The 24,951-nt window shown below is 60.8% G+C and carries 26 protein-coding genes; 17 read left to right on the top strand and 9 right to left on the bottom strand.

Features of this window, described 5'->3' with window-relative positions; all coding sequences use genetic code 11:
• The first annotated feature begins 1 nt into the window (after position 1).
• The 3 genes from LCM4576_RS18880 to LCM4576_RS18890 are packed head-to-tail and all read left to right on the top strand — an operon-like array spanning position 2 to position 1,615.
• Positions 2–343 carry a hypothetical protein gene (locus tag LCM4576_RS18880; protein ID WP_071033782.1) on the top strand — a complete coding sequence of 114 codons (342 nt, stop codon included), beginning with the start codon at positions 2–4 and terminating at the stop codon, positions 341–343.
• Entirely contained in the window at positions 340–1,218 is an 879-nt protein-coding gene (locus LCM4576_RS18885; RefSeq protein WP_071033784.1) for a cytochrome c oxidase assembly protein, read from the top strand. The genes LCM4576_RS18880 and LCM4576_RS18885 overlap by 4 nt, the downstream gene beginning before the upstream one ends.
• Positions 1,199–1,615, top strand: a complete 417-nt coding sequence (locus tag LCM4576_RS18890) for a cytochrome c family protein (RefSeq protein WP_071033786.1) — start codon at positions 1,199–1,201, stop codon at positions 1,613–1,615. The genes LCM4576_RS18885 and LCM4576_RS18890 overlap by 20 nt, the downstream gene beginning before the upstream one ends.
• A 178-nt stretch (positions 1,616–1,793) precedes the next feature.
• On the opposite strand, the gene LCM4576_RS18895 is transcribed toward LCM4576_RS18890, so the two are convergent.
• On the bottom strand, positions 1,794–2,303 hold the full coding sequence (locus LCM4576_RS18895; protein WP_071033788.1) for a ferritin-like domain-containing protein: 510 nt from the start codon (positions 2,301–2,303) through the stop codon (positions 1,794–1,796).
• A gap of 144 nt (positions 2,304–2,447) precedes the next feature.
• Here LCM4576_RS18895 and LCM4576_RS37010 point away from each other — a divergent pair, with 144 nt between their 5' ends.
• Positions 2,448–2,819, top strand: a complete 372-nt coding sequence (locus LCM4576_RS37010) for a hypothetical protein (RefSeq protein ID WP_071073211.1) — start codon at positions 2,448–2,450, stop codon at positions 2,817–2,819.
• A 46-nt stretch (positions 2,820–2,865) separates the two neighbouring features.
• Here LCM4576_RS37010 and LCM4576_RS18905 read toward each other — a convergent pair whose 3' ends face one another.
• Positions 2,866–3,432, bottom strand: coding sequence for a DUF488 family protein (locus tag LCM4576_RS18905; protein WP_071033791.1), 567 nt, complete (start codon positions 3,430–3,432; stop codon positions 2,866–2,868).
• Between the two features lie 406 nt (positions 3,433–3,838).
• On the opposite strand from LCM4576_RS18905, the gene LCM4576_RS18910 reads away from it, so the two are divergent.
• Complete coding sequence (locus tag LCM4576_RS18910; RefSeq protein WP_244510841.1) at positions 3,839–4,231, top strand: EF-hand domain-containing protein; 393 nt, start codon at positions 3,839–3,841, stop codon at positions 4,229–4,231.
• A gap of 65 nt (positions 4,232–4,296) precedes the next feature.
• Here LCM4576_RS18910 and LCM4576_RS18915 read toward each other — a convergent pair whose 3' ends face one another.
• Positions 4,297–5,397, bottom strand: a complete 1,101-nt coding sequence (locus tag LCM4576_RS18915) for a mandelate racemase/muconate lactonizing enzyme family protein (protein ID WP_071033792.1) — start codon at positions 5,395–5,397, stop codon at positions 4,297–4,299.
• A gap of 233 nt (positions 5,398–5,630) precedes the next feature.
• Between LCM4576_RS18915 and LCM4576_RS18920 the strand changes: the two genes are divergently transcribed.
• The 7 genes from LCM4576_RS18920 (at position 5,631) to LCM4576_RS18950 (ending at position 13,764) form a co-directional block, all read left to right on the top strand.
• Positions 5,631–6,326 (top strand): FCD domain-containing protein, encoded by a 696-nt coding sequence (locus LCM4576_RS18920; RefSeq protein ID WP_083361429.1) that lies wholly within the window; start codon positions 5,631–5,633, stop codon positions 6,324–6,326.
• Positions 6,323–7,978 (top strand): GMC family oxidoreductase, encoded by a 1,656-nt coding sequence (locus tag LCM4576_RS18925; RefSeq protein ID WP_071033794.1) that lies wholly within the window; start codon positions 6,323–6,325, stop codon positions 7,976–7,978. The genes LCM4576_RS18920 and LCM4576_RS18925 overlap by 4 nt, the downstream gene beginning before the upstream one ends.
• Before the next feature lie 62 nt (positions 7,979–8,040).
• Positions 8,041–9,021: an ABC transporter substrate-binding protein gene (locus LCM4576_RS18930; protein ID WP_071033796.1), complete on the top strand. Its 981-nt coding sequence runs from the start codon at positions 8,041–8,043 to the stop codon at positions 9,019–9,021.
• A 59-nt stretch (positions 9,022–9,080) separates the two neighbouring features.
• Positions 9,081–10,631, top strand: a complete 1,551-nt coding sequence (locus tag LCM4576_RS18935) for a sugar ABC transporter ATP-binding protein (RefSeq protein ID WP_071033798.1) — start codon at positions 9,081–9,083, stop codon at positions 10,629–10,631.
• A gap of 5 nt (positions 10,632–10,636) precedes the next feature.
• On the top strand, positions 10,637–11,632 hold the full coding sequence (locus tag LCM4576_RS18940; protein ID WP_071033850.1) for an ABC transporter permease: 996 nt from the start codon (positions 10,637–10,639) through the stop codon (positions 11,630–11,632).
• A 4-nt stretch (positions 11,633–11,636) separates the two neighbouring features.
• Positions 11,637–12,605 carry an ABC transporter permease gene (locus tag LCM4576_RS18945; RefSeq protein ID WP_071033800.1) on the top strand — a complete coding sequence of 323 codons (969 nt, stop codon included), beginning with the start codon at positions 11,637–11,639 and terminating at the stop codon, positions 12,603–12,605.
• Between the two features lie 196 nt (positions 12,606–12,801).
• On the top strand, positions 12,802–13,764 hold the full coding sequence (locus LCM4576_RS18950; RefSeq protein WP_071033802.1) for a manganese catalase family protein: 963 nt from the start codon (positions 12,802–12,804) through the stop codon (positions 13,762–13,764).
• 159 nt (positions 13,765–13,923) lie between these two features.
• Here LCM4576_RS18950 and LCM4576_RS18955 read toward each other — a convergent pair whose 3' ends face one another.
• The 4 genes from LCM4576_RS18955 to LCM4576_RS18970 form a co-directional block, all read right to left on the bottom strand.
• A complete protein-coding gene (locus LCM4576_RS18955; RefSeq protein WP_071033804.1) occupies positions 13,924–14,418 on the bottom strand; it encodes a DUF2269 family protein in 495 nt (164 codons plus the stop codon).
• The gene (locus LCM4576_RS18960; protein WP_071033806.1) at positions 14,418–15,704 is read right to left on the bottom strand and encodes an SDR family oxidoreductase; all 1,287 of its coding nucleotides are present in this window, start codon (positions 15,702–15,704) and stop codon (positions 14,418–14,420) included. The genes LCM4576_RS18955 and LCM4576_RS18960 overlap by 1 nt, the downstream gene beginning before the upstream one ends.
• 1,529 nt (positions 15,705–17,233) lie before the next feature.
• Positions 17,234–17,440 (bottom strand): DUF3606 domain-containing protein, encoded by a 207-nt coding sequence (locus LCM4576_RS34890; RefSeq protein ID WP_157901219.1) that lies wholly within the window; start codon positions 17,438–17,440, stop codon positions 17,234–17,236.
• A 267-nt stretch (positions 17,441–17,707) separates the two neighbouring features.
• Complete coding sequence (locus tag LCM4576_RS18970) at positions 17,708–18,625, bottom strand: hypothetical protein (RefSeq protein WP_041005796.1); 918 nt, start codon at positions 18,623–18,625, stop codon at positions 17,708–17,710.
• A gap of 304 nt (positions 18,626–18,929) precedes the next feature.
• Here LCM4576_RS18970 and LCM4576_RS18975 point away from each other — a divergent pair, with 304 nt between their 5' ends.
• The 5 genes from LCM4576_RS18975 (at position 18,930) to LCM4576_RS37540 (ending at position 23,649) form a co-directional block, all read left to right on the top strand.
• Positions 18,930–20,102 (top strand): glycosyltransferase, encoded by a 1,173-nt coding sequence (locus tag LCM4576_RS18975; protein ID WP_071033810.1) that lies wholly within the window; start codon positions 18,930–18,932, stop codon positions 20,100–20,102.
• Position 20,103: 1 nt separating this feature from the next.
• On the top strand, positions 20,104–21,243 hold the full coding sequence (gene glf / locus LCM4576_RS18980) for a UDP-galactopyranose mutase (protein WP_071033812.1): 1,140 nt from the start codon (positions 20,104–20,106) through the stop codon (positions 21,241–21,243).
• 73 nt (positions 21,244–21,316) lie between these two features.
• Positions 21,317–22,987: a family 1 glycosylhydrolase gene (locus tag LCM4576_RS18985; RefSeq protein WP_083361431.1), complete on the top strand. Its 1,671-nt coding sequence runs from the start codon at positions 21,317–21,319 to the stop codon at positions 22,985–22,987.
• A 163-nt stretch (positions 22,988–23,150) separates the two neighbouring features.
• Complete coding sequence (locus tag LCM4576_RS18990) at positions 23,151–23,420, top strand: hypothetical protein (protein ID WP_041005973.1); 270 nt, start codon at positions 23,151–23,153, stop codon at positions 23,418–23,420.
• Between the two features lie 94 nt (positions 23,421–23,514).
• Positions 23,515–23,649 carry a hypothetical protein gene (locus LCM4576_RS37540; protein ID WP_274534972.1) on the top strand — a complete coding sequence of 45 codons (135 nt, stop codon included), beginning with the start codon at positions 23,515–23,517 and terminating at the stop codon, positions 23,647–23,649.
• Positions 23,650–24,087: 438 nt separating this feature from the next.
• On the opposite strand, the gene LCM4576_RS18995 is transcribed toward LCM4576_RS37540, so the two are convergent.
• Positions 24,088–24,513, bottom strand: coding sequence for a low affinity iron permease family protein (locus tag LCM4576_RS18995; RefSeq protein ID WP_244510842.1), 426 nt, complete (start codon positions 24,511–24,513; stop codon positions 24,088–24,090).
• The gene (locus LCM4576_RS19000) at positions 24,510–24,728 is read right to left on the bottom strand and encodes a hypothetical protein (RefSeq protein WP_041005801.1); all 219 of its coding nucleotides are present in this window, start codon (positions 24,726–24,728) and stop codon (positions 24,510–24,512) included. Before LCM4576_RS19000 ends, LCM4576_RS18995 begins: the two co-directional genes overlap by 4 nt.
• Positions 24,729–24,951 lie beyond the last annotated feature (223 nt).

The raw sequence follows: 24,951 nt of genomic DNA on the forward strand, positions 1-24,951 counted from the left end.
GATGCGCGCGCTGCGGCTGGGCATGTCCTGGGGTGGTTTGTTGTCGGGGCCACTGGCCTGGGCAATCTCGACGCAGCTGAATTATTCGCTCGTGCATTGGCAATGCAATCGCCAGCTGCAGGTGGTGCTCCCGTTGGCGCTGTTGCTGGCCGTATTTTCTCTGCTGGGCGGCGCGCTATCATGGCGGGCCAAGCGGCAAGGCGGTGCCGCCTTCAAGCCCGAGCGCACGCGCAATACCGAGCGTTTCGTCGCCGATCTGGGCATGCTCGCGGCACCGCTGTTTGCCCTCGTCATCATCATGCAGGGTAGCGCCGCGCTCATCCTCGACGAGTGCCTGCGATGAGCTTCGACGCCTTCTTCTCGACCTCGATCTGCTACGGGGCCRGTGCGCCGGAGGCCGGATGGACGTTGGCGTTTCCTATCACGCTCCCCCTGGCAGCCATTGCGTTTGTCTATGCGGTCGGCGCGAGCCGTCTATGGCGTCGCAGCAGCCGAGGTCGCCCTGAGCGGTTGCGACACGCTCTGTTGTTCGCGGCGGGCTGGGGTGTGTTGACGGGAGCGCTGGTCAGCCCGATCCATGCGCTCGGCGAGCGGGTGTTTTCTGCCCACATGATCGAGCACGAGCTGCTGATGGCCGTGGCGGCCCCGCTTCTTGTCGCCGCCTGCCCCGGCGCGGCGTTGATGTGGGCATTGCCCGCTACGGTTCGCCGACGGACGGGAAAGCTCACCCACGGCAAGATGCTGCAGGCGCTCTGGACCTTCGCCGCTCGCCCGCTCAGCGCGACGATCCTTCATGGAATAGCGATCTGGATGTGGCATATTCCGGTGCTGTTCGACGCAGCGCTGCAGCAGGGCGCGCTGCATTATGCCCAGCATGCGAGCTTCCTCGGCACCGGCTTGCTGTTCTGGTGGGTGCTTCTGCCCCGCTCCGGGCACCAGCAGTCCTATGGCATTTCCGTCATGCATCTGTTCTTCACCTCGCTGCACACCGGCTTGCTCGGCGTCCTGCTGCTGGTCTCGCCAAGACTCTGGTACCCGGAAAATGCCTCCGGCGCCGCGCTGTGGGGGCTTAGCCCGCTCGAGGACCAGCAACTGGCGGGGCTGGTCATGTGGGTGCCGGCCGGGCTGATCTACGGCGGAGCCGCCCTGCTCCTCGCCGGCCTTTGGATAAGCAACAGCGGAACGAGGGAGGCGGCGCATGCGCTCCGACCTGGCTAAGCTGCTCAGCGGCGTGATCGTCGGTGTCGTGCTGCTAGCCATCGCAATCGCGGCGGCGGGCTTGTGGATTGACCGGCGTGAGCGCGTTCGRCACGAGTCGGATGTGGCGACCGGCGGCGTGGGCGCTCGCGCCGTTCCGATCATGACCGCCAATGGCTGTTCCGGCTGCCACACGATTCCTGGCGTGCCCGGGGCGCAGGGCCAGGTCGGGCCGCGCCTCGACGGCAGCCTCGCCGGTCGCGTCTATATCGGGGGCGTGCTGGCGAACAATCCGGAGAACCTGATCCGCTGGATCCGTTCGGCAAGGGAAATCAATCAGCACACCGCCATGCCGTCGACGAGGATCACGGAGCAGCAGGCGCGCGATATCGCGGCCTATCTCTACGCATTGAGATAGTAAGCAAAGCGAGATCGCAAGCCGCGTCCAAGGGCGCTTCGGTGCCATGATGAAAAAGCAGACGCGACCATCGGGCCGCTCGTTTGAGGAACCAAGAAACACAGGCGTCCCCTCAGAATGCCCCGAAGATAAGGCGGTTCGCCGCGTGAACGGCGACCCGCTCTAATCGATATCTACGTCAGCGCTTGGCGCTGTCGCTGTCCGCCTCCGCGCGCGTCAGGAAGGTCTGGGTGACCTGCGGCAGGTTGCTCTCCAGCCACTCGGCCATCGCTTCCTCTTCGCGCAGGTTCTCTTCGCACACGCGGGCAATCTCGGACTCGCCGGCCGCATTGGCCGCGGCGATGAGGATCGTATAGGACGCGATTTCCATATGTTCGAACGTGTAGCTCGCGAGCGAGCCTTTCATGACCTCGTCGCCAGCGAACACACCGCTGATCGACTGCGCCGTGGCGGTCAGCTTGCCGCCTGCGTCCTTCAACATGGACGACCCCTCATCCAGGCCATCCAGGCAGGTCTTCAGCCGCCTCGCCTGCTCCTTCGTTTCTTCCAGATGGCTGCGAATTCGCTCGCTGAGTTCCRGATAGCTGTCTATCCGGCTCAGTTGGCCCGACAGCATGGTCTCGGCCTGTTCCTCCATTGCGTGAGCGTCCCTCAACCATTGGATAAGCCATTCGCGCGATTCAGCCATTTCAGCGTCTCCATCGGTTTGACACCGCCCGAACCGCTTGTGACGTGAGTTGTTCCTTGAATGTGAGATCCGGTTGCGATTTCCGCGACGAGGCCGGATCCGAAACGGAGAGCTTCTGGCGCCTCGGTCCTGTCGGTCGCGGCTTTGACAACACCGCTCACTTTGTCGGCGAGCGTTCCCTCGCTCGATGACTACGGCTCGGCAAAGCAACGCGAGTGCCTCCGCGTTGGTTGGGCGACGGTCTTCTTCCCGGAAAGCAGGAACGTCTACGCTCGCATGCTGAACCTAGGCTGGGTGGAGGCGATGCGACGGATCCTCCTCGGCAAAGGCATATACACCTACTGGAACTTTTCCTATCGCGGCGGCTACGACCGAAGCTCAGGCCTGCGCATGGATCACTTGCTTATAAGGCCATTACTTGCGCAGACGATCCAAGCTGCAGGCGTCGATGTCGAGACCCGTGGGCGGGAAAAGCCCAGCGATCACGCACCCGCCTGGATCGGCGTAGGCGGATAAGCCGCTCGCGCATGGAATCCATTATTGCCTCGGCCTTTGCCTTTTTTCAGCTCGCGGCCCCCGACGGGTAGATCACTGACCCGTCGTCTCGAAGCACCGCACCAAGTGTCGGTTCGGCCTTCTCGATCCGGCCGTTGCCCATGAGGTGAAAAACCTGTTCGCCATGTGCGAGAAGATAATCCACGATGATCCGGCGGTGGCATCGCCACCAGACCGCCTCCGAGCACATTATCGCGCAGCGACGCGGCCGCAGCGCGAGCAGGCGATGGAGTCCGCCTCGAAATTGTGCCGACAGCGCGTAGTCCGCGTAATTGTGGAAGCTTCGGTTTCTCCAAGCGCCATTCGTTTCGGGCGGCACCCCGTCCACCTTGCCGCGCCGCCCGCCGAGCGGCGCCACAATTTCATAGCCGATCTGCGCCTCCGCGAGTGAAGCTGCCAGGCGTTCGCTGCCGAACTGCGGGTAGGCGCGGGATCCGGGCAGACGCCTCACGTCGACGACGATGCCGATCTGCCCTTGCTGAAGAATATCGATGAATTCCTCGAGGGTGCGGTTCGAATGCCCGACGGTGAAGAAAGGTGTGGGCGAGTGGCTGGTCGACCGATGAGAATGCATTCCACACGACGTGGCAGCCGCTTCATTGTTCCAAGTAATCCAGGGTGTCTCTGCACCAGCGCTGAGCTGGCCGAATGCGGAGCATCTCCAGATTATCGCGCGGCGGCGGAAGTTATTCCGGTCGAAAAAGTCGGCTCGAGTCACTTCATCGTGACGCACAACGCGGGCCGGAACAATCCAAGAGGCCTCCCGTTTGGGCAACTTGAGGCAGACCACGTCCAATCAAATGGAGCATGCCATGAAATTCCCCCACTGCGYGGCGACTGCGGCCGCCGTTTTCATATTCGCGACTCTCCCTTCTCTCGCCCAGACGAGCGGAAGHCCTGCGCCGACGCCTGCGACCGAACAGCCTGGCGCCGGGCAGTTGCCGGATGTGAACGGGCAAGCAGGCGGTCCAACACGTGAAATGATCCGCCAGATGATTGACCAGGCGATCCAAGAGAGGATGCAGCAGGATCGAGGCTCCGGCTTGGCCAACAATCGTCGAGAAGAGTATGACAACGCCCAGGACGATGCTGATCATCATGGCGCTCCCTGGAATAAAGACCGTTATGGCGGCCCGTCCGGCGAGCACAGGATGGCTGGGCACCATGGCCCGCGCATGATGATGCGCGGCGCCGGAATGCGACTGATGTTCGCGTTTTTGGACACGAATGGCGACGGATCATTGTCTGAGAACGAGGTTCAGGACGCCGTCGGGCGCATCTTCTCTGCAATTGACCAGAATGGCGACGGGAAGATCGACATGGATGAGATCCAGTCCTTCTTGCACGGCTCTGGCGGCGAAGACATGCATTGACGCATCAGAAGTTGGGGYAAGGCCATGCGCCGATATCGCTGTGCCCGCTGAGCGCATTCTCTGGACTAGACCTTCTCCTCAAAAGGAAGCAGCTTACGCCAATCAAAGCTGACTCCAATGCCTGGTTCGTCCGGGGCGACTGCCAACCCATCCTGCAACCTGAGCGGATGAGTGGTGTACAGGTCGATATCGAAGCTGTGAGCCTCTACCCAACCAGCGTTTGGTTGACCCGCGACCAAACTGACATGCAACTCCTGCATGCCGTGGCTGCACACCGGAATTCCGGCCTTGCGGGAAAGCTCKGCCACCCGCAACCAACCTGTGATGCCGCCGCAGTTCGACGCGTCGGGCTGGATGTAGGACAGCTTCGACCAAGCGAAGGCATGCTCGAACTCCTCGACGACATGCAAGTTCTCGCCCATGGCCAGCGGCATGCCGGTTGCCTCGGCAATGGCTGCGTAGCCCCGGTAATCATCCGGTATGATAGGCTCCTCGAACCACAGCAGATCGTAAGGCGCGAATGCTTTCGCCGCCTCGATCGCCCTATCAATGTCGAGCGCATAATTGGCGTCCACCATGAAGGGGGTATGTGGCCCAATGCGCTCGCGGATGGCCTTTACGCGGGCGACATCCTCGGAGAGATCATCTTTGCCAACCTTGATCTTCACGGCGTTGAACCCTGCGGCAAGATAGGAGTCGATGCTCGCTTGCAACTGATCGAGCGAGAAGTTCAGATCGATGCCGCCGCGATATGCCTTGGCTGTTTTGCCGGCTCCGCCGGCCATTTCCCAGAGCGGCCGGCCGATGCGCCGGCCCCTTAGATCCCAGAGCGCTATGTYGAGCGCAGAAATCGCAAAGGACGCGATGCCCCCGCGCCCGACATAATGGATGTRCCATAACATCCCGTCATAGAGCGCCTCGATCCCGGTCGCGTCTCGTCCTTTCAGGAAGGGCGCCAGATCGTGCACCATCATGGCCGCGATCGCGTRCCCCCCTTTGCCGCCAGTGTAAGTGTAGCCAGTTCCTTCGCTGCCGTCCGCCAGCCTAATGGTCGCTGTCACGAGTTCGAAATGCGTGTGAGCACCATGCTTGGCGTCGGTCATCACCTCACGCAGCGGCACGCGGAAAAGCCGAACCCTCACATCCGTGATTATTGTATCGCCCATTGCGAGGCTCGTCCCTCGATCTATTTTTCGTCATACCATAATTGCACTCAGACGAGCAGATCGCAACCGGCTTGGCATTTTTGATGCATTTGGTCCGATGATAATTCGTCGGACCTTGTGCTTTGGTCCGATCTGCGCATTAATGAATCCGTGACGTGGAGGACGGCTTGTTAAGTACATCACAGCATCTTGGAACGCGGGCCACGAGCGGCGCTGCGCGCGCCGCGGACGCCATGGTGGCCGGAATCGAAGCGGACATAGCCTCCGGCAAGCTCGGTGACGGCAGCTTCCTGCCGGCCGAACGCGAATTGATGGCCGAGTACGGCGTCGGCCGCGGTGTCGTGCGTGAAGCGGTCGCTCGCCTGGCGAGCCRCGGCCTTGTCGAAGCGCGTCCCCGCTTTCGCCCGGTGGTGCRCCGGCCGGGACTGGACGCGGCGCTCGGCGCTTTGGAAGGTGTTGTCGGCCACCTGCTAAGCGCTCAGGCGGGAGTGAAGAGCCTCTACGATACCCGGGTCTTTCTTGAGGCCGCACTTGCGCGCAACGCCGCCATCCATGCGCGCAAGGATGACGTGACCACTCTCAGATCGGCGCTCGAGATGAACGAGGCGGCGATACCGGATTCGCAAGAATTCTATGCCACCGACGTAGCCTTCCACGCCGTGCTCTACCAGATCACGCGCAACCCGGTGATGCCCGCGGTGCACAAGGCCTTCACCGCATGGCTGTCGCCGCATTGGATGAGCATGCCCCGATCACCAGAGCGCAACCGGATCAATTTCCTGAGCCACCGCGAGATCTGCATGGCGATCATCGAGCGAGATCCAGATGGCGCCGAGCGGGCGCTGCTCAATCATCTTTCCGCGGCTTGGGAGTATGTCCGTGGCACATTTGAAAGCAGTGAGGGTCCGCGGGAGGACCGACGGGAATGACGCAGACGTACGATCATATCGTGGTGGGGGGTGGAGCAGCGGGTTGCGTGGTCGCGGCGAGGCTGGTGAAAGCAGGACGGCGGGTCCTGCTTCTCGAAGCTGGACATTCGCATCACCACCCGCTGCTCGATATGCCGCCGGGGATCTTCAAGATGATCAACGGCTCGAAGTTCATGCGCTATTACCGCACTGAACCGCAACAGCATCTGGATGGCCGTCAACACGAGATCTCGCAGGGCAACGTCTTGGGCGGCGGCACCTCGGTCAACGCCCAGGTCTATATGCGCGGCCGCGCTTCGGACTATGACGAATGGGATGAGTTGCTGCGCGGCAACAATGCCGGCGTCCGCTGGAATTGGCAGGCTGTGCTGCCCCACTTCACGGGCATGGAGGGCAACAATCGCCTAAACGGCGACTTGCATGGCAGCGAGGGACCGCTGCTCGTCTCCGACCCCGGTCACATCGATGACGTTTCGCGTTGGTTCGTGCAGGGGGTGCAGCGCGTCGGACTACCTTACAATCATGACTTCAACGGACCGTCGCAACGCGGAGTGGGCTTCTATCAGTTCATGAACCGGCGCGGGAAGCGCAGCAGCGCGGCTTATGCCTTCATCGAGCCATTGGCGAATGATCCCAGGCTGACGCTTAGGCTGAATTCCGCCGCGAGGCGCCTGCTGGTCCAGAACGAGCGCGCAAAGGGTGTGATCTACACTGACCAATCCGGAACAGAACACCAGGCCTATGCCGACGCCGATGTGATCGTCTCGTCCGGCGCACTTATCACCCCGAAACTCCTGATGCTGTCAGGTATTGGCCCGGCCGATGACCTTGCCAGACACGACATCGCCTGCGTGGCCGACCTTGCGGGCGTAGGCCAGAATCTGATCGACCATCCAGAAGTGCCCATCATCGCCACGATGAACGGGCCCTATGGCTACTTTAAGCAGGGCCAGGGTTGGCGGATGATCAAGAACGGCTTGCATTTCAAGCTGTTCGGCGCCGGCACGATCCTGTCCGCGGGGGTCGAGGCTGGAGCTTTTGTCAATCCGGCCGATCCGGACGGCGAACCGACGATCCAGGCATTTTGCGTGCCACATGTTTACCTGGACCGCGATATCCTCACCCTGGTGGAGAATACCTACGGCCTCACGGTGACAACCGTGGTCGTCAAGCCGAAGTCCCGTGGCTTTGTGAAGCTGCGTTCGGCAGATCCAGATGACCTGCCGGTCGTCTCCCCTCACCTGCTCAAACACCAAGACGACATGAAGGAGATGATTGCCGGCCAGCGCTATTTCCTGAAGGCATTCCACGCGAAGCCTCTGGCGGACCGCATCAAGGCTGTAGCCGTTCCCAGCGAAGACGACCTCAGTGACGAGGCGCTGGAAAAGCACTGCAAGCGTTTTGTCAAAACGAATTACCATCCGGCCGGCACGTGCCGCATGGGTTCCGACGCCGATCGCATGGCCGTCCTGGACGCGGCCATGCGGGTGCGCGGGATAGAGAACCTGCGCGTTGCCGACATGTCAGTCTGTCCTAACATCAATGCCGGCAACACCGCTGCACCCGCCATGATGCTGGGCGATCGCTGCGCCGACTTCATTTTGGAAGCGGGCGCAGTGACCCAATCGAGGGGGCGCCTGCAAGCGAGCTGACCTGGCCCGCATAGGCGAGGAATATTCAACGTCGTCAAAACGCGACAACCAAGGAGGAAAGCATGATCATTACCCGTCGGACATTATTGGTAGGCTCCGCCGTCGGCGTGGCCGCTCTTACCCTCGCATCACGCGCCTTCGCCGCGCTGCCGCCGCTCGCCAAGAAAGACAAATACAAGGTTGGCTTCGCCCAGACCGAGAGCAACAATCCATGGCGGTTGGCTGAAACCAAAAGCATGCAGGACGAGGCGGCAAAGCTCGGCCATCAGCTCGTCTATACTGATGCCGCCGGATCCTCGGCCAAGCAGGCTTCCGACGTAAACTCCATGATCGCTCAGGGGGTCGATGCGATTTTCCTGCCTCCGCGCGAGGACAAGCCGCTGGTGCCAGTCATCCTGGCCGCGCGTGATGCCGGCATCCCGGTCTTCCTCATCGACCGCGATGTCGACCACACCATGGCCAAGCCTGGACAGGATTACGTCACCTTCATCGGTTCCGACTTCATCAATGAAGGCAACCRCATTGCCGAATGGGTGGTGAAGAATGCCAATGGAAAATCGAAGATCATCGAGCTGGAAGGCACCACCGGTTCCTCGCCAGCCAACGATCGCAAGAAGGGTTTTGACGACATCATCGCCAAGCACTCGGAGTTCAAGATTGTCGCCTCACAGTCGGGCGACTTCGCCCGCGACAAGGGCCGCCAGGTGGCCGAGACATTGCTGCAGGCGCATCCCGAAGCCGATATCATCTATGCCCATAATGATGAGATGGCACTCGGCGCGATCGCGGCCCTCGAGGCGGCCGGCAAGACGCCGGGAAAAGACGTGCTGATTGTCTCGATCGATGGCGAAAAGGACGGTGTGCAAGCAATCGTCGACGGCAAGATCGGCGCCATCTGCGGCTGCAGCCCGCTTTTCGGGCCCAAGGCTTTCGCCACGATGGCCGACTATGCCGCCGGGAAGCAAATCCCGCCTTTCATCAAGAACGACGACGACTTCTACGACGGCACGAACGCAAAGGATAAGATTGGTACCGCGTTCTGAAGTCTTCTGGTTAAAACTGCCTCCCCGCCTCGGCGGGGAGGCTTTTCGGAGCTTTGCCAATGACGCGGCCGCCGGACGGGCCCTCCCCGCTTCTCGACATGCGCGACATCCAAAAGCGCTWCGCCGGCATACCCGCGCTGGTGGACGCGTCGCTTTGCGTGCGCTCAGGCGAGGTCCATGCCCTGATCGGCCAGAACGGCGCGGGCAAATCGACGCTGATCAAGGTCTTGACCGGGTACCACCGCAAGGATGCCGGGCAAGTGCTGTTCGAAGGCAAGCCTTTTGAGGTCCACTCGCCCCACCATGCACAAGTCAACGGCATCAGCACGATCTATCAGGAGATCAACCTGGTCCCGCTGCGGTCGGTGACGGAGAACATTTGCCTGGGCCGGGAAAAGCGCCACTACGGCCTGCTCGACTGGAATGCCATGCACGCGGAAGCCGAGGGCCTGCTGAGCCGCTTCTCCATTGGCATCGATGTTCKCCGGCCGCTGGGTGAACTCAACACCGCAACACAGCAGATGGTGGCAATCGCCCGGGCCATAGGGTTCTCCGCTCGCCTTGTCGTTATGGACGAGCCGACCTCGTCCCYCGACGAACGAGAAGTGGGAGTGCTGTTCAGCGTCATTCGTCAGTTGAAGGCCGAAGGGATCTCCGTCATTTTTGTAAGCCATAAGCTCGATGAGCTGTATGAGGTCTGCGACCAGGTCACRATCATGCGCGACGGCCGCACTGTGCGCAGCGCCGCGATGGAAGAGATCGGCAAGCTGGAACTTGTCGCAGCTATGCTTGGCCGCGATGTCGCGGCTGTCGAGGGGCACGCCACAGCCTTCGGCGAGCGCGACCGCTCTAGGATCGGGGATATGATGTTTTCGGCCCGCGGGCTCAGGGCCGGGCAGGCGGTCCGCGATGTAAGCTTCGATCTCCGGCGCGGCGAGATCGCGGGCTTTGCAGGCCTACTGGGCGCAGGTCGCACAGAAACCGCAAGGCTCGTGTTCGGAGCCGATCGCGCGAACGCCGGCGAGATGACGATGGAAGGCGCTGCCTACAATCCTGAGCGTCCCGCCGACGCGATCGTCGCCGGCATGGGCTTTTGCACTGAGGACCGGAAGAGCGAAGGCATCGTGCCGGAGATGACGGTGGCAGAAAATCTCACCCTTGCGTTGCTTCCGAAAATCAGTCGCAACGGCGTACTGGACGAGCAGCGACAGCGCGAAATCGTCGAGCGGTTCATCCGCGAGCTCGGCATAAAATGTTCCGGCCCCAATCAGAAGGTGCGAGAGCTTTCGGGTGGGAACCAGCAGAAAGTGCTGCTTGCCCGTTGGCTGGCGATGAACCCGAAGCTGCTCATACTCGACGAGCCGACAAGGGGAATCGATGTGGGTGCCAAGGGCGAGATCCAGCGTCTGATCCRTGGACTTGCAGACCAGGGCCTCGGCGTGCTCATGATTTCGTCGGAACTGGAGGAAATCATCGAAGGTGCGGATCGGATATTCGTTCTGCGCGATGGGATCAGCGTGACCGAGTTGGAAGCTGAAGCCGCCAACGAAGAAAAAGTGTTGACCGCAATGGCGCATGGGACGAGCGCTTCGTCGGAGGCCGCGACGTGACCGAGCTGCCGAGGTCATACGCGGATCGGGATGCCGTCGCGCGCAGCTTCGATCTCTTGGGTTTTTTGTCGCGCTACGGGACCGTGATCGCGCTGGTTCTGCTGGTTGCGTTCAACCTCGCCTTCACGCGTAATTTCGCGACAATGCAGACGCTGAACGTCAACCTCACTCAGGTTTGCACGATCGTCATCGTAGYCGTCGGAATGACACTCGTGATAGCCACCGGCGGCATCGATCTCTCCGTCGGTTCTCTGATGGCTATTTCGGGTGCGCTGGCACCGATGATCTTCATGGGCAAGATCCTACCGATCGGGAACATCTACCTGGGCGTGGCTGCCGCGATGCTCGTCTCGGTACTGGTGGCCGGGCTGCTTGGACTGTTCAATGGCTGGTTGGTCGCCCGCTTCCGCATCCAGCCCATTGTCGCGACACTGGTTCTGTTCATCGCGGGCCGCGGCATCGCTCAGGTGATGACCAACGGGAACCTGCAGACCTTCCGCGTACCGGAATTTCAATGGATCGGCCTTGCTCGCCCCTTGGACATCCCGGCGCAAGTCATCATCATGGCTGTCATTGTCGCGGCGGCTGCATGGGCGTTGAAAAAAACGCTGTTCGGGCGATGCATATTGGCGGTCGGCGGTAATGAAAAGGCCTCTGAACTCGYRGGTATAGCAGTCTCCAAGATAAAGATTGCGGTCTATGGCATTAGCGGCCTTTGCGCCGGGCTGGCCGGGCTTATCGTGATTGCCATCAACTCCTCCAGCGACGCCAATCTGGTCGGGCTTGGCATGGAGCTCGACGCCATCGCGGCGGTTGCCGTGGGCGGGACCCTGCTCAGTGGCGGCAAGGCCACCATCATCGGTAGCCTGCTAGGGGCGCTTACCATTCAACTGGTGCGCTACACACTTCTCGCAAACGGGGTGCCCGACGCCGCTGCCCTGGTCGTCAAGGCGGGGATCATCGCGCTCGCCGTGTGGCTGCAGCAGCAGCATCGCGGGTAGCCTCATGAATCGCGTCCGCCTGGTCCGCATCATTGGCACCTACGGCGTATTGATCGCCCTGGCTGCGCTCGTTCTGTTCGGGTTCCTGCGTTATGATCGGTTTCTCAGCTTCTACAATGTGATGACTCTCCTGCGCTACAATTCCATGTTCGCGCTGGTGGCACTTGGCATGTGCTTCGTCATCATGACAGGGGGGATCGATCTGTCCGTCGGCTCCGTTGCCGCCTTGGGCAGCGTAGCCTCGGCATTGGCCAGCCCTTATGGCATCGTGCCGGGTCTCRCCACCGKAATAGGCGCAGGGCTGGTYGCCKGGCTCATCAATGCGATCCTTGTCACACGCGCCAATCTGATGCCGTTCATAGCCACCCTCGCCACGATGCAGGCCGCCAGTGGCTCGGCCCTTCTGCTTGCGGGCAACCAGACCGTATCGGTCTCCTACGAATCGGGCTTCACCGCCATCGGCCAGGGTAACTTGTGGACGTTTCCGATCCCTGCGGCCATCGCGGTCGTGGCATATCTCCTCGGTTYCCTGGTCTTGAACTACACCGGCACCGGACGCGCAGTGTTGGCAGTCGGCGGCGGCGAGGATGCTTCGCGCCTCATGGGACTGCGTACCGATCGTGTGAAGTTTTTGGTGTATGTCGCGAGCGGAGGACTGGCGGGGCTCGCCGGCGTCATCCTTGCCTCGCAGTTCGGGGCCGGACAGCCCATTGAAGGAGTCGGCTGGGAATTGTTCGCTATCGCAGCCGTCGTGGTCGGCGGGACGTTGCTCACCGGTGGCTCGGGCTCGGTTGTTACCACGCTAGCCGGCGTGCTCCTGCTCGGCATCCTTTTCAATGTTCTGAACTTTGAGAACGGAATGGGATGGATTTCGCTTTCAGCCTACTGGCAATCAGTGATCCGAGGGCTGTTCCTCCTGGTCGTTGTCTTGCTTCAGGCCCGACTGACGCGACGACGCCTCGGCGCGCTCTGACCGTCCCGGCCCACCGCACTCAAGTATTACATAAGATCATCTTGCAGCAATTGGCGTGCAAGACTGATCAGAATGAGCACGCGACGCCCACGTGGCGCGGCGGATAAAAAACGGCCCATTTAAGCAATTCTATTTTTCCGGAGGAACATTCCAGGAGGCGGCCGGTTAGAGAAGGTCAACCCTTGGAGGAAGCCTCATGTTCATGCACAACAAGCGCCTGCAATACACCGTCCGTGTTTCGGAGCCCAATCCGCGGCTGGCGTGCATGATCATGGAGCAGTTCGGCGGCGCCGATGGCGAGCTTGCCGCCGCGATGCGCTATTTCACCCAAGGGCTGGGTGAGGACGATGTCGRCCGCAAGGACATGTTGCTCGACATAGCGACCGAAGAACTCAGCCATCTCGAAGTCGTCGGCTCAATTGTCACCATGCTCAACAAAGGCCTGAAGGCGCAGCTGGCCGAGGGACAGATGAAAGAAGCCGAGCTCTACTTGATGGTCGGCGCCAGCGGCACGACGGCCAAAGAGTCCATCCTGTTCGGCGGCGCACCTGCGTTGTGTGACTCGGCCGGGGTGCCGTGGACTGCGGCCTACATTGATTCCCGCGGTGAACCTACAGTCGACCTGCGGTCCAACATTGCTGCGGAGGCACGCGCCAAGATCGTCTATGAGCGACTGATCAACATCACCGATGATCCCGGCGTCAAGGACGCGCTGGGCTTCCTCATGACGCGCGAGATCGCGCACCAAAAACCGTTTGAGAAAGCGCTCTACGCGATCGAGAACAACTTCCCCACCGGCAAGCTCCCCGGCATTGCGAAATTTGCAAGCATGTACGTCAACACGTCCCAAGGTGAAGGGGACACGAATGGGCCTTGGAATTCGGGAGACGAATGGGACCGCGTGGACGATCTTGAAGAAGTCATGCCGGCGGACGACGGCGATGGGACAGCAACTGTCAAGCTGGCGGCCAAGGACATGAAGGTCGTAACCAAAATGGGCGAGCGGACGCTCTCAGACCCCTCCTCCGACCCGACCACAGGCGCGGATCTAGGTGCCGGGCCGGGAGCAGGACGGACCAAGAATGGCGACATGGGCGGCGCAGCGAGTATCAAGGAGGCGCCTGCGCAAGCCGAGGCGGCCGCGCGCAAGAAAAAATAGGGTTAGGGCCGATTGGCCTCTGCCGACCTGTTTCGGCTACCCGTCAGCGTCTGACGGYGGAACCGCCTTCTTTGCCACCTTCGCCGAAGTTTCGAGTAGCTGGCGTCCGCGGCGCTGGATGTTGGTCAGCGTTGGGCGCTGGACGGGGCAGTTGCCTGTCTACCGCGCGCAGTAAACTCGGAACAACTCGATTGCGGGCCGTGTGATCATCAGCCAATAGATCGCGGCTACGCACGCAAATGCCGGAAACCCGAAAGCGAACCAAAGCCGAAAGAGCTGATTGTATCGCTTGGGCGGCGGAATGCCCGCGGTGGCGGCCYCCGCCGCGAGATCCCGCATGCGCATCTGCATCCACACCACAGGCAACCAGAATAGCCCGGTGACGACGTAGAGCAGGATCGACAGCACGATCCAGCCCTCCCCGAGCGAATAGCCTGATTGCCAGGCCAGTGCGGCCCCGGTTATCGGTTGGGCGATGACCGCGGTGGCGGTGAACAGGAAATCGGCAACGACGACGATGCGGGCCACGGCGGCAATCGTGGCGGCGCTGCCAGTCCGGTGGGCAAGGAGCATGAAGAATGCAATGCCGGCGCCCGTGCCGAGCAGCACGGCAGCGCCGATGACGTGCAAGTATTTCAGCACAAAGTAGAGCATCAGCGTTCCTCCAGGATCGCCAGCGCGCAGAAGTGCAAGACGAGTATGGGCAGGATTTTCATCAATGGGCCAAGGGGCGTGTTCCACAGGTCCGGGCGCAGAATACTTCCCGCAATTGCATAGAAGCACGAGACTGCGATGGCCCCCCACAACCCTGCCCGGCTTGTCGCGCGCCATGCGATCATGGYGCCGACAACCATATCGGCCAACGCCCCTGCGACAACAACAGGACCGGCCAACGCCTCGAAGGCGGTGCCGAGGAGAAGCTCGACCCCGCTGCCCCAACCCGTGGTGAGCGAAATGATGCCGGTCGCGATCCAGAAGAACGGCAAAACCACGAAGGCCGCCGGCTTCACCAAGTAGAGCGCGGCGAACCAGCGTTCTTGCACGGTGGGAGGGCTGGCGGCCAGGGCGGACGCGACAGTGGACGGCTGAATTCCCGTTGCAAGCTGCCACGGTCCCAAGGCGCCGGTAGCGCCGCGCGCGATTTCCCTGGCGGAGTTGGTCCGCATTGGAGGCCGCCAGCCGAGGAGGCCCGCCAGGTCACCGGACCGATAAAGCATCGCAGCGACCCAACCGGGCAGTACAAACTCCGTCGCCCTCCCCCACCCTAGCCACTCGCGGTAGCGGGCGACAATTTCGCTCATGGTCAATGCTTCCGGCCCTGCGAGTTCAAGCGTCAGGCGCGACGGGCTACCCCTGCCCAGCAGGGTCAAAACAGTGGAGACGACGTCGTCGAGTTGCACGACCTGAAGAAGGCCGGTGCCGGGCATTGTCGGCAGCAGTGGCAGGGCAGCGAGCCCGCGAAAAAGAGCACTTGCGCCGAAGGCTGGCCGGCCGAGCACCACCGAAGGCCGCAGAATTACCCAATCGAGATCACGCTCCATCAAAGCATGATCTCCAGCCAGCTTGCTGGTCGAGAAAGCTGAAGGCTGTTCCCGGTCGACACCGATCGCGGAGAAATGGAGAACCCTTCGAACGCCGGCGCGTTCGCAGGCAACAAAGAGGGCTGAGGCGCCGATGGCATGGACGTTGCCGGTATTCTCCCGAGGGCTGTCCTGCAGCACGCCCGCGCAGTTCACGACGGCGTCGACCCCGACAAGGTGTGTGAGYCAGTCTTCCGCCTCCAAGGCCTTCGCCATATCGACGACGATGGTTCRCCCCTGAAGAAGGCCATGCACTGCGGGGCGACGGACAACCCGGACTACCTCGTGCCCCTCCGCCCCAAGGCGCGCGCACAATGTCGCGCCGATCAGACCTGAAGCGCCAGTGACCAGAACGATCATGTCTTTGATTGATCCATCGCGTTCTCTCCCGTCTCGGTCACGTCGCGTTCTCCCGGACTAAACTGATGCTTCTCAACCTTCAATTTGTCTATCGAACCTACCGCCCGTGCGAGTGTTCCAAGCTCCGGAATGGGGATGGCGCCGACAGCACGGTTCTCTTCAACCCTGGTGCCGCAGGACGCAACGCCGATGAGGTCGATCCGGCCCGACGTGGCAGTCGCTGGTCGCGAGGAACCCACCGGAACAAGCCGTCCCGGCCAAGTTAGGATCATGGTCCCGGAGCGATGCAGACAGTGAAGATCTACAGGGTTGAACAAATAGYCGGCCAGGTGGTTGTGGCGCGCCAAGTCRCTGAGGCGGAGACGCCCTGGGAGGCGGCGACGAAAATCACGGGCAAGGTTGTACGTGGCCGGCGTGATGAGCGTTTCTGGGTACGGGTCACGGATCAGGCGACACTTACGACGTTCAAGTACGCTTATAACTGAGAGCGGTCCTCCCACGGACGTCGGTGCCTCGTCCGGCTAAGGCACTCTAGCGCCAAGTGCAAAACTGATGCTCAACGGGGCGAGATAAAGGGGTTTTTCTCGCAATTGCGTCAAATCTTATTCCGCCATTGGCGGTCGTGGGCGTAACCATGTTTGATGAAGAAATACGTGGTTGAAGTGGTGGCTGGGGAAGCGGTCACATCCAGGCAGTCGGTCCACGCGCACAGCGCCGCTGCGGCGGCATCTCGTGCAACCGGGCGGGCAGTGCGAATCCGAGCAAATGAAGAACTTTGGGTCAGAGTGACGGACGAGCAGAGTCGGATCGTCTACAAATACGCCTTTCAGTGAACGAGATGGGCCGGAATTCCATGGCCCCGGCCTCCGCTACCCAACGGAGGAACCCACGCCCCGGCAAGGGCGCGGGGCCGGTGTCGCACACCGATCTGCGAGGCTTGAGGGGAACTCATCGCAGACATGCTCAAACTGCGCCCGGACGCTCTGATTCCGATCGTCACAGAAAAACGCGGCGACCGGCGGCCCGCCATGGGCTGCAACCGCTATCGCGCAGGCAGAGCAAGAGAACGCGCTAGCATCTGTTATTCAGGGYAGACCTARCCAAAGGAGGCGCCTACCGTCAGTCTGCGCCYTTTTTGACCGCCTTTGCCTGGGGCTCTTCTGTGCTGAACAATTCCCAACGCCCGCGTACCAGCCGTGTAATGCGACCTGTCGCGAAGCGCGGTCCTCGCTCTGGCGCATGACCGCGCCCATCATATCTTTCGTAGCTGGCACCGTCTCTTCACTGAACGCACCTAGCAAGGTCTTCCGTCGATGGCGCTTGACGAACGGCACTGACGTGCGGCCGTGAGTCTCTGGTCCAAGCAGGCCCGCCCTTTGGGCGTCGGGCGGGCCTGTGCCGGAGAATGGGGGATGAGCTCCGACTCGGCACCGGGATAGCTAGGAGCGGGGTGCCATGATATCGAACCAGTATTCGCTAAAAAAGTTCCTAGGTCCGCTCTCGATTGTCCTTGCTTGACCTAGCTGAAGTCACTCGAGCTCGCGCAGCCTTCGAGCTTCCTTGACGAGCACGGCGAGATTGTCTCCATGTTTTCGGATCAATTCCCGGGCCTGTCGCTCTGTGATCCCGTTCACCGCGGAGAAATAGGCGAGCTGCTCTGGATCACTCGTCGAAATGCGATTTGGATCGCGGACGTCGCTATCAGCGCTTTCACTCCCGAAATTCAGAACGTTCACATGAGCGCGCAYGACATCCTCGCATCAGCTTGTGGGTCGGGCCTGCCGGACGATACGRCTGCACAGAATAACCGAAAATGAGCCGGCTCGCCCACTGGAGTCTCTTGGTTCTTCGCAGCAAGTACATAGCTGGCCGCTCCCTGYTGGACGCGACCGAACCATGTCCGAGAGACATTGTTCCCGACGGCGATCTCATTCGTCGGACCGGTCGCAACTCTACGCGGCACTAAACTTGCAKGGATGCCCCGCGATCTGGCGGCGAGCGGGTCAAGCCGCTTTCGAAAGCAGGGACACGTCGAAACTCGCCAACCCGTAGCGCCAGCGATGGTTCGTCGCCGCAACGCGACTCTGGTAAAAAAGGGTGAGCCTGTCGCCATCGATCATCACGGTCGAATGGCCGTTTTCTCCAGGCCCGCCCGGATCGAGCACCGGCCCGATCGAGGAGTAAGGTCCGGCAATGGTGTCAGCGACGGCGAAAAACACCCGCTGCCGACTGCCTCGCGGTCCATGCGGAAGGAAGCAGGTGGCGTTGAGGAGCACGCGGCCGTCTGGAAGTTCCACCAACTGGGCACCTTCAATCCCCCATTCGTAGTCGGGATCGTCCCGCGTGTTGTGGTGGGGAATGTCATTGTGGTCGAGGATTTTGCCCAAGCGCTTCCAAGGCCCGAACCATGAATCGGACTGGCTCCGGGACAGATAGATGTCCGGCTGCGGTACGCGGGTGAATTTCGGCATGCCGGAATAAACGAGGTAACGCTTTCCGCCGATGAGAGCGGGGTGCGGGTCGTAGATGCCGTCTTCATCCGTGTCCGGCACGGACAGAATTGCCGGATTGAGYACAACCCAGTTGAACCCGTCATTTGACACCGCGTGTTCACAGCGACCGCCGGATTTCATGAACTCGGTTTGGATGAACATATGGAAGACGCCGTCTTCGTGCACGACACCCGGCGCCGCGACGCCCGAGCCCGTGACCGGAAGCTCGATCGGCTCGTGCTCCGTCCACGGTCCATGCAATTCAGGCGCGGTCGCGTGAAGGATCTTCCAGGTCTCGCTGGTTACCGTKCCGCTCGACCCGAATACATGCCATTGCCGGCCGTCATAGACCGGGCATGGATCCTTGAGATCGTCCACCGCTTGTGGGTGAAACAACGGAAACATATTCGTCTCAAAGTCGATCTTCATTTTTCTGCCCCAGCGATTGCCGGTCGTTAAGCGGCCCTGCGGTTCGGCCCGGCGAATCAATTCAARCCATCGGATATTTTAGCTGCTGATCCAACAAAAATGCGGCACCCGARCGGCCGTCCCCAGAAAGCTGCAGCCAGAGATGCCGGACGCTCTGGCCGGCGCTCCGCCTGCATATCGCTCAAGGGCTGGAACAAGTTACTCAGCGGACAGTTAGACATGCGACAGGAATAGCTTCCTGCATCTCGCGATTAACAAATGTTATTCGCAGTCTAAACGGTCATGTCACCAAGGAAAAACTTATATGGATGCGGCAATAAGAATACCTGCCACCATCAAAACCAGAAAAGAACAAGATTTATTGATATGCTTCTCACATTTGCGATGGAATTTTGTCTATCAACGCCCCCAGCACCTTCTCACGCATGCTTCGAGAGAGCATCAGATCGTCTACTTCGAGGAACCCGTCTTCGAAGAATGCTCCCACTCGTCCATTCGGTTTTGCGACGCTGCCCCGGGCATTCGCGTCGCGACCCCTGTGCTGCCAACCGGAACCAGCCCCGCCAGGGCCGACGCTATCCAGCGCAGATATCTTGACCGGATCGTCGCGTCGACCCCGCACGCTCAGCTGACTGCCTGGTATTATACCCCGATGGCGCTGCGCTTCAGCGCGCATCTCAACGTCGACGTATGCGTCTATGACTGCATGGACGAGCTTTCAGCGTTCAAGAATGCGCCGGCCCAGCTTGCGCTCCTGGAACGGGCGCTCTTCGAACGCGCCGATGTGGTCTTCACGGGCGGCTTAAGCCTGTTCGAAGCGAAGCGTTGCCAACATCGGGCGATCTATCCTTTCCCCAGCAGCATTGACGTCAACCACTTTCACAAGGCCAGGGCGCCCGGCGACGAGCCGGCGGATCAGCTCGCCATCCCGCATCCTCGCGTTGGCTTCTTTGGAGTCATCGACGAGCGCCTCGATATCGACCTCGTGGCGCAGGCTTCCAAGAGGATGCCTGACGTGCACTTCGTGATGCTTGGTCCGGTCGTCAAGATCGACCCGGGCAGCTTGCCCAGGGCCAATAACCTGCACTGRCTCGGCAGCAAAGCCTACAAGGATCTGCCCGATTACCTCCGGCATTGGGATGTCGGGTGGATGCCGTTCGCCCTCAACGAAGCAACACGCTTCATCAGCCCTACGAAAACTCCCGAATTCCTTGCCGCCGGCCTGCCCGTGGTCTCGACTGCGATTGTCGATGTGGTGCGAAGCTACGCTGCCGCYGGCCTTGTCGACATCGCGGACGCCGAGGACATCGAGGCCAAACTGCGCTCCGCACTCGCGCAACCGCGCGAAATGCACCTGCCAGCGGTCGATGCCTACCTAGCCAAAATGTCCTGGCAGCGGACGTGGGATGCCATGGCCGCCCACATCAAGAAAGCCGGTGCAAGCAAGAAGGTCGTGCCCTTCCGCAGGAGCGCATGACATGTTCGATTGGCTGATCGTCGGAGCCGGCTTCGCCGGCAGTGTGCTCGCGGAACGGATCGCCTCGCAAAGGGGCGAAAGCGTTCTCCTCATCGACCGTCGGAGCCATATCGGCGGCAACGCGTATGACTGCTACAACGAAGCCGGCATTCTCATCCATCGTTATGGACCGCATATATTCCACACGAACGCCCAGTCGATTGTCGATTACCTCTCGCAATTCACCGCCTGGCACCCGTACGAGCACCGTGTGCTCGCTTTCGTGGACGGCAAGCTTCTGCCGATCCCGATCAACCTCGACACCATCAACCGTCTTTACGGTCTGGAGCTGAGCTCGGCAGAGCTGGAAGAGTTCTTCGCGTCGCGGCGGGAAACCGTCGAGGAAATCCACACTGCCGAAGATGTGGTCGTCAGCACCGTTGGAAGGGAACTCTATGAGAAATTCTTCCGCGGCTACACCAGAAAGCAGTGGGGGGTCGATCCCAGCCAGTTGAGCAAGTCCGTGACGGCCCGCGTTCCAACAAGAACGAACCGCGACGATCGCTATTTCGGCGACAGCTTTCAGCAGATGCCGGCCAGCGGCTACACGCGCATGTTCGAACGGATGTTGGACCATCCMAACGTCAAGATCATGCTGCAGACCGATTATCGCGAGGTCCGAGAGCGAATTCCCTTCCGGCGGCTGATCTACACCGGGCCGATTGATGAATTCTTTGACTGGAAGCTGGGCCGCTTGCCCTACCGCTCACTGCGCTTCGAGCATGTCACCCTCGACTGCGAGCAATTTCAGCCGGTAGCTGTGGTGAACTACCCGCAGACGGAAGCCTATACCCGCATCACGGAGTACAAGCATTTGACTGGCCAGAGGAACGTCCGGACCAGCCTCACCTACGAATACCCGACAGATATCGGCGACCCATATTACCCCGTGCCGCGTCCGGAAAACGAGGCGCTCTACAAACAATATGAAGCGCTCTCTGCCAACTGCCCTGGYGTGTGGTTCGTTGGCCGTTTGGCGACATATCGCTACTACAACATGGACCAGGTCGTGGGGCAGRCCCTGGCCACTTTTGCCCGTATTCAGAAGACTATCCCAGCCTCAGATCGCGCACCGCAACCGGCACTCRCAATCCCCGTCTAGATGCCGTCTGCGAAGCGATGCTTAATGTTGCRCACACAACGAACCGTCATGATGCCGGACCCGGAGCTGCAAGTTGAGCGATAGTCTCGAAATCTGGGGCGGCGTTGAATGTAGCATTGTGCGCCTGCGCGAGYGGACCCGCGATCAACTCCGCGAGACCGGCCATTTCGACCGTGYCGGCGATCTCAGCCTGATAGCCGAGATGGGTATCAAGACCGTGCGATACCCCGTGCTCTGGGAAGTGGTCGAGGGCGATGGTTCGCGCGACTGGCGGTGGCCGGACTCGCGTCTCAACGAATTGCGACGGCTTGGCGTGAGGCCGATCGCGGGGCTGGTCCATCATGGCAGCGGACCGAAATCRACCCATGTGCTTGATCCGGACTTCCCCGAATTGCTGGCCAGGTATGCCGGGCAAGTGGCGCGACGTTATCCCTGGCTGGAGATGTTCACGCCGATCAACGAGCCACTGACGACAGCGCGCATAAGCGGCCTCTATGGGCTTTGGCATCCGCATGGCACCTGCGAGGCAACCTGCTTCCGATTGACCGTCGCGCAGTGCCGCGCAAYCGCCATGGCCATGAAGGCAATCCGCAAACACATACCTGGTGCGCAACTTGTCCAGACCGAAGATTTTGGGCGGGTGTTCTCCACGCCCCGGCTCCGTTACCAGRCCGACTATGAAAACGAGCGGCGATGGCTGGCGCTTGATCTGCTGAGCGGCCTGGTTGACGACGACCATCCATTCCACCGGCGGCTGCTTGACGCGGGCGTGGACCGCCGCCATCTCGTTGAGCTGACCGCGGACCCTTGCCCGCCCAACGTCATCGGGATCGATTACTACCTGACAAGCGACCGCATGCTCGACGACGATCTGCGGCGGTATCCGGGCGAGCAGACCGGGGGGAATGGCGTCGACGCCTATGTCGACATCGCTGCAGTGCGGTCCCAGATGCGCGACCACGCACGTTTACGGTTCCGGCTAAAGGAAATTTGGGATCGCTACCGCAGGCCAATCGCCGTCACCGAGTTRCACAACGGATGCACGCGTGAGGAACAGTTGCGGTGGCTGATCGAGGGATGGCACGAAGCCGAGGCGGGGAGGCGCGACGGAGYCGACATTCGCGCCATAACCGCCTGGTCACTGTTCGGAGCCACCGACTGGAACTCGATGCTGGTACATCAAAAGGGCTATTACGAGAGCGGAGCCTTCGACGTGCGGGACGCGAGCCCCAGAAAGACCATCATTGGGAGCGCTCTGAGTCAAATCGCAAAGGAAGGTGCATTCGATCATCCCGCGCTCGATCGGCCCGGTTGGTGGCGAACGGAGTGCCCACCAATAAAGCCTGCACGGACAATRCTTCTGRCAGGGTTTGRYCGAATGGCGTCAGTCATCGAGGAGTGTTGCCACATTCGTCGCTTGGCGGTTYGCCCAACGCCAGCGGACAAGCTCACGCAAGAGCTGGCGCAGACGAATTCCTGGGCGGCGATAAGTGTTGACGAAGATCGGTCCTCGCGAGGATCGCTGTCAGCTCTAACTAATCTTCGCTGTCGGTTTCCCGGCACCGCCACGTTGGATCTGCAAGCCGCCCGTACGATCGGCATGGTCGAGACTGYCAACGCCTTCCTTGACCTCGTAGTGGACGGACAAACGGGGACGTTCAGGTTGCTGCGGGCGGGGCCTAACAATCAGTATTGGATAGGGACTGTCGCAGGAGACGAGAGCGGCGCCAGCTACGYGGTCTAAGCCGTTTACGCAGAGTTGCGATCTCGCTGTAGGCGCGCATGGTGACCGAAGCTGTCGACGGACCAGCCGACGACCCCTTCAGACGTCTCTAAGGAACATCACCCGATATACCAAGTTCGGAGTTGGAGGTGACGTGATCACCGCCCAGAACCGGAGATTATCGATGGCCGAAGATATGTCCCGCAGGCAGGAGCAGAAAGGTACGGCGCGCATCGTCGGCTGGGGRGCAGCGCTAATTTTAGTGCTGTTCTTGTGTTTGCTTGCTTTCTTCATGCTCGCGCGCTCGATGGAATCGAGGCAGACGCCGGGCTTAAAGCGCACGCCGGAACAGAACGTTGGGCAAGGCAACGCCCCAGCGGATAGCCGACCATCTCCCGGCGTCCAGAAAGATCCCCTCGGGAACTACAAGCTTCCCAACCAACAGGGAGGGTGACGGCATACGGTTTCCTTAAGGTCGCCCGTGAGCACAGACCTTTCTCGGTAGTGGGTCAGGTTGGCAGGCCCAACTTTTTTCGGATGAAGGTCAAATGCATTTCGTGCTGGCGCTAAGGATCGAGCAGCGTTGCGAGGATTTCTTCTGCCTCTCCCATAGGGAAGCCTTTTTCCTTGAACGCTTGGATGATCTGGTGTTGGCGCGCGATGTGCTGGCTAAGCGGACGTGACCCTCTACCGTTTCCAGCTCACTTGGATCGTGCCGCATGCCTTCAGGCTAAGCAGCTGCGTCTGGACGGGCGCCGGCTCACTTCGAAACTCGCGCCGATCTGCCGCGCTAACCCGTCAACAAAGCGCAGACCCGACGCAGACGATCGCACTGAACTGAGTTCGAAGCCCGACCCCTCACCAGGCTAATGCCTTCGCCGCTTCGTCTGATGGAAACCCGGATGGCTCCGCGCCCGTTTCCGGGTAACCCATACTTCACCGTTTATCAAAAGCTCGTTGATAATAGCGCCAACGACATTGATGTCGTTTGGCAGTTGGATTGGATTTGCCTCGTCCAAGTGAACGCCGGAAGGGAATATTGGTTTTTGCTGTCTTGCGAACAGCTCACAGGACAGGCTCGGCTCCGAAGTTGACTGGCCCGGCTAAGCCGACCCCAAATCTTAGCCTAGCGGCTTTCGCGATCGCTTCGCCCCTTGTGCCCGGCGCCGCCTCGTAGCACGCGAGCGCTTGCTGAGCACCTCCTCGATTTCAGCTGCCGTCAAATGCTCGAGACCGACAAAATCGTTCTTGGCTTTGCCGGAGCGGATCAACTCGTCGAGCTTAGCCTGAACCGCTACGCCGTCACGGTTCTGGGTGTTCTGGATGAGGAACACCATCAGGAAGGTGACGATGGTGGTGCCGGTGTTGATGATGAGCTGCCACGTCTCCGAGTAGTGCATGACGGGGCCGGAAATCCCCCACACCGCCAGAGACAAGAGACAGAGCGCAAAGGCCCATGGGCGTCCGCACGCGCGGGCCACACTGCCCGCCAGCCGGCTGAAGGTCTTTTCCAGCTGGTCCCCTATCYGCTCTGTCACGGCTGTCACTGAGCAGGGCTGGTCAGCTTTTTCCTGGTGCGGCTCGGTCGGCTTGCCCTCAATCGCATGGCTCTGACGAACGCAATTGCGCCCATGTCGCAGCCGTGACGGGAAGGACCGTTGGAGCTTATGATGACTTTGGCTTGTTGGACGGTGAGCCCGTATTTCCGGGCGAAGGTCACTACATCGTAGGCATCGGCCCAGTTCTCGATATCTTTGCTCATTCTGTCCCATGTCATGGCTAGAGGTTCCTCACAACGTTGCGTGCGCCAGGAGGTTGCAAAGTGATTGCCCGGGAGAGCAAGCGGGTATCATAGGAACGTAAGTCGCCTGAGCAGAATACGGTGGGTTACTAGCCGGCTCATTGCGTCGCAGGAACTTGATAGTGGCCGGGAACCATTCGCCTCGTCCGAAGTTTCTTCACGGCTYATCGCGTTTGACGGGACA

The organism is Mesorhizobium sp. LCM 4576, from assembly GCF_001854815.1.
In the GTDB taxonomy this organism is placed as follows: domain Bacteria; phylum Pseudomonadota; class Alphaproteobacteria; order Rhizobiales; family Rhizobiaceae; genus Mesorhizobium; species Mesorhizobium plurifarium.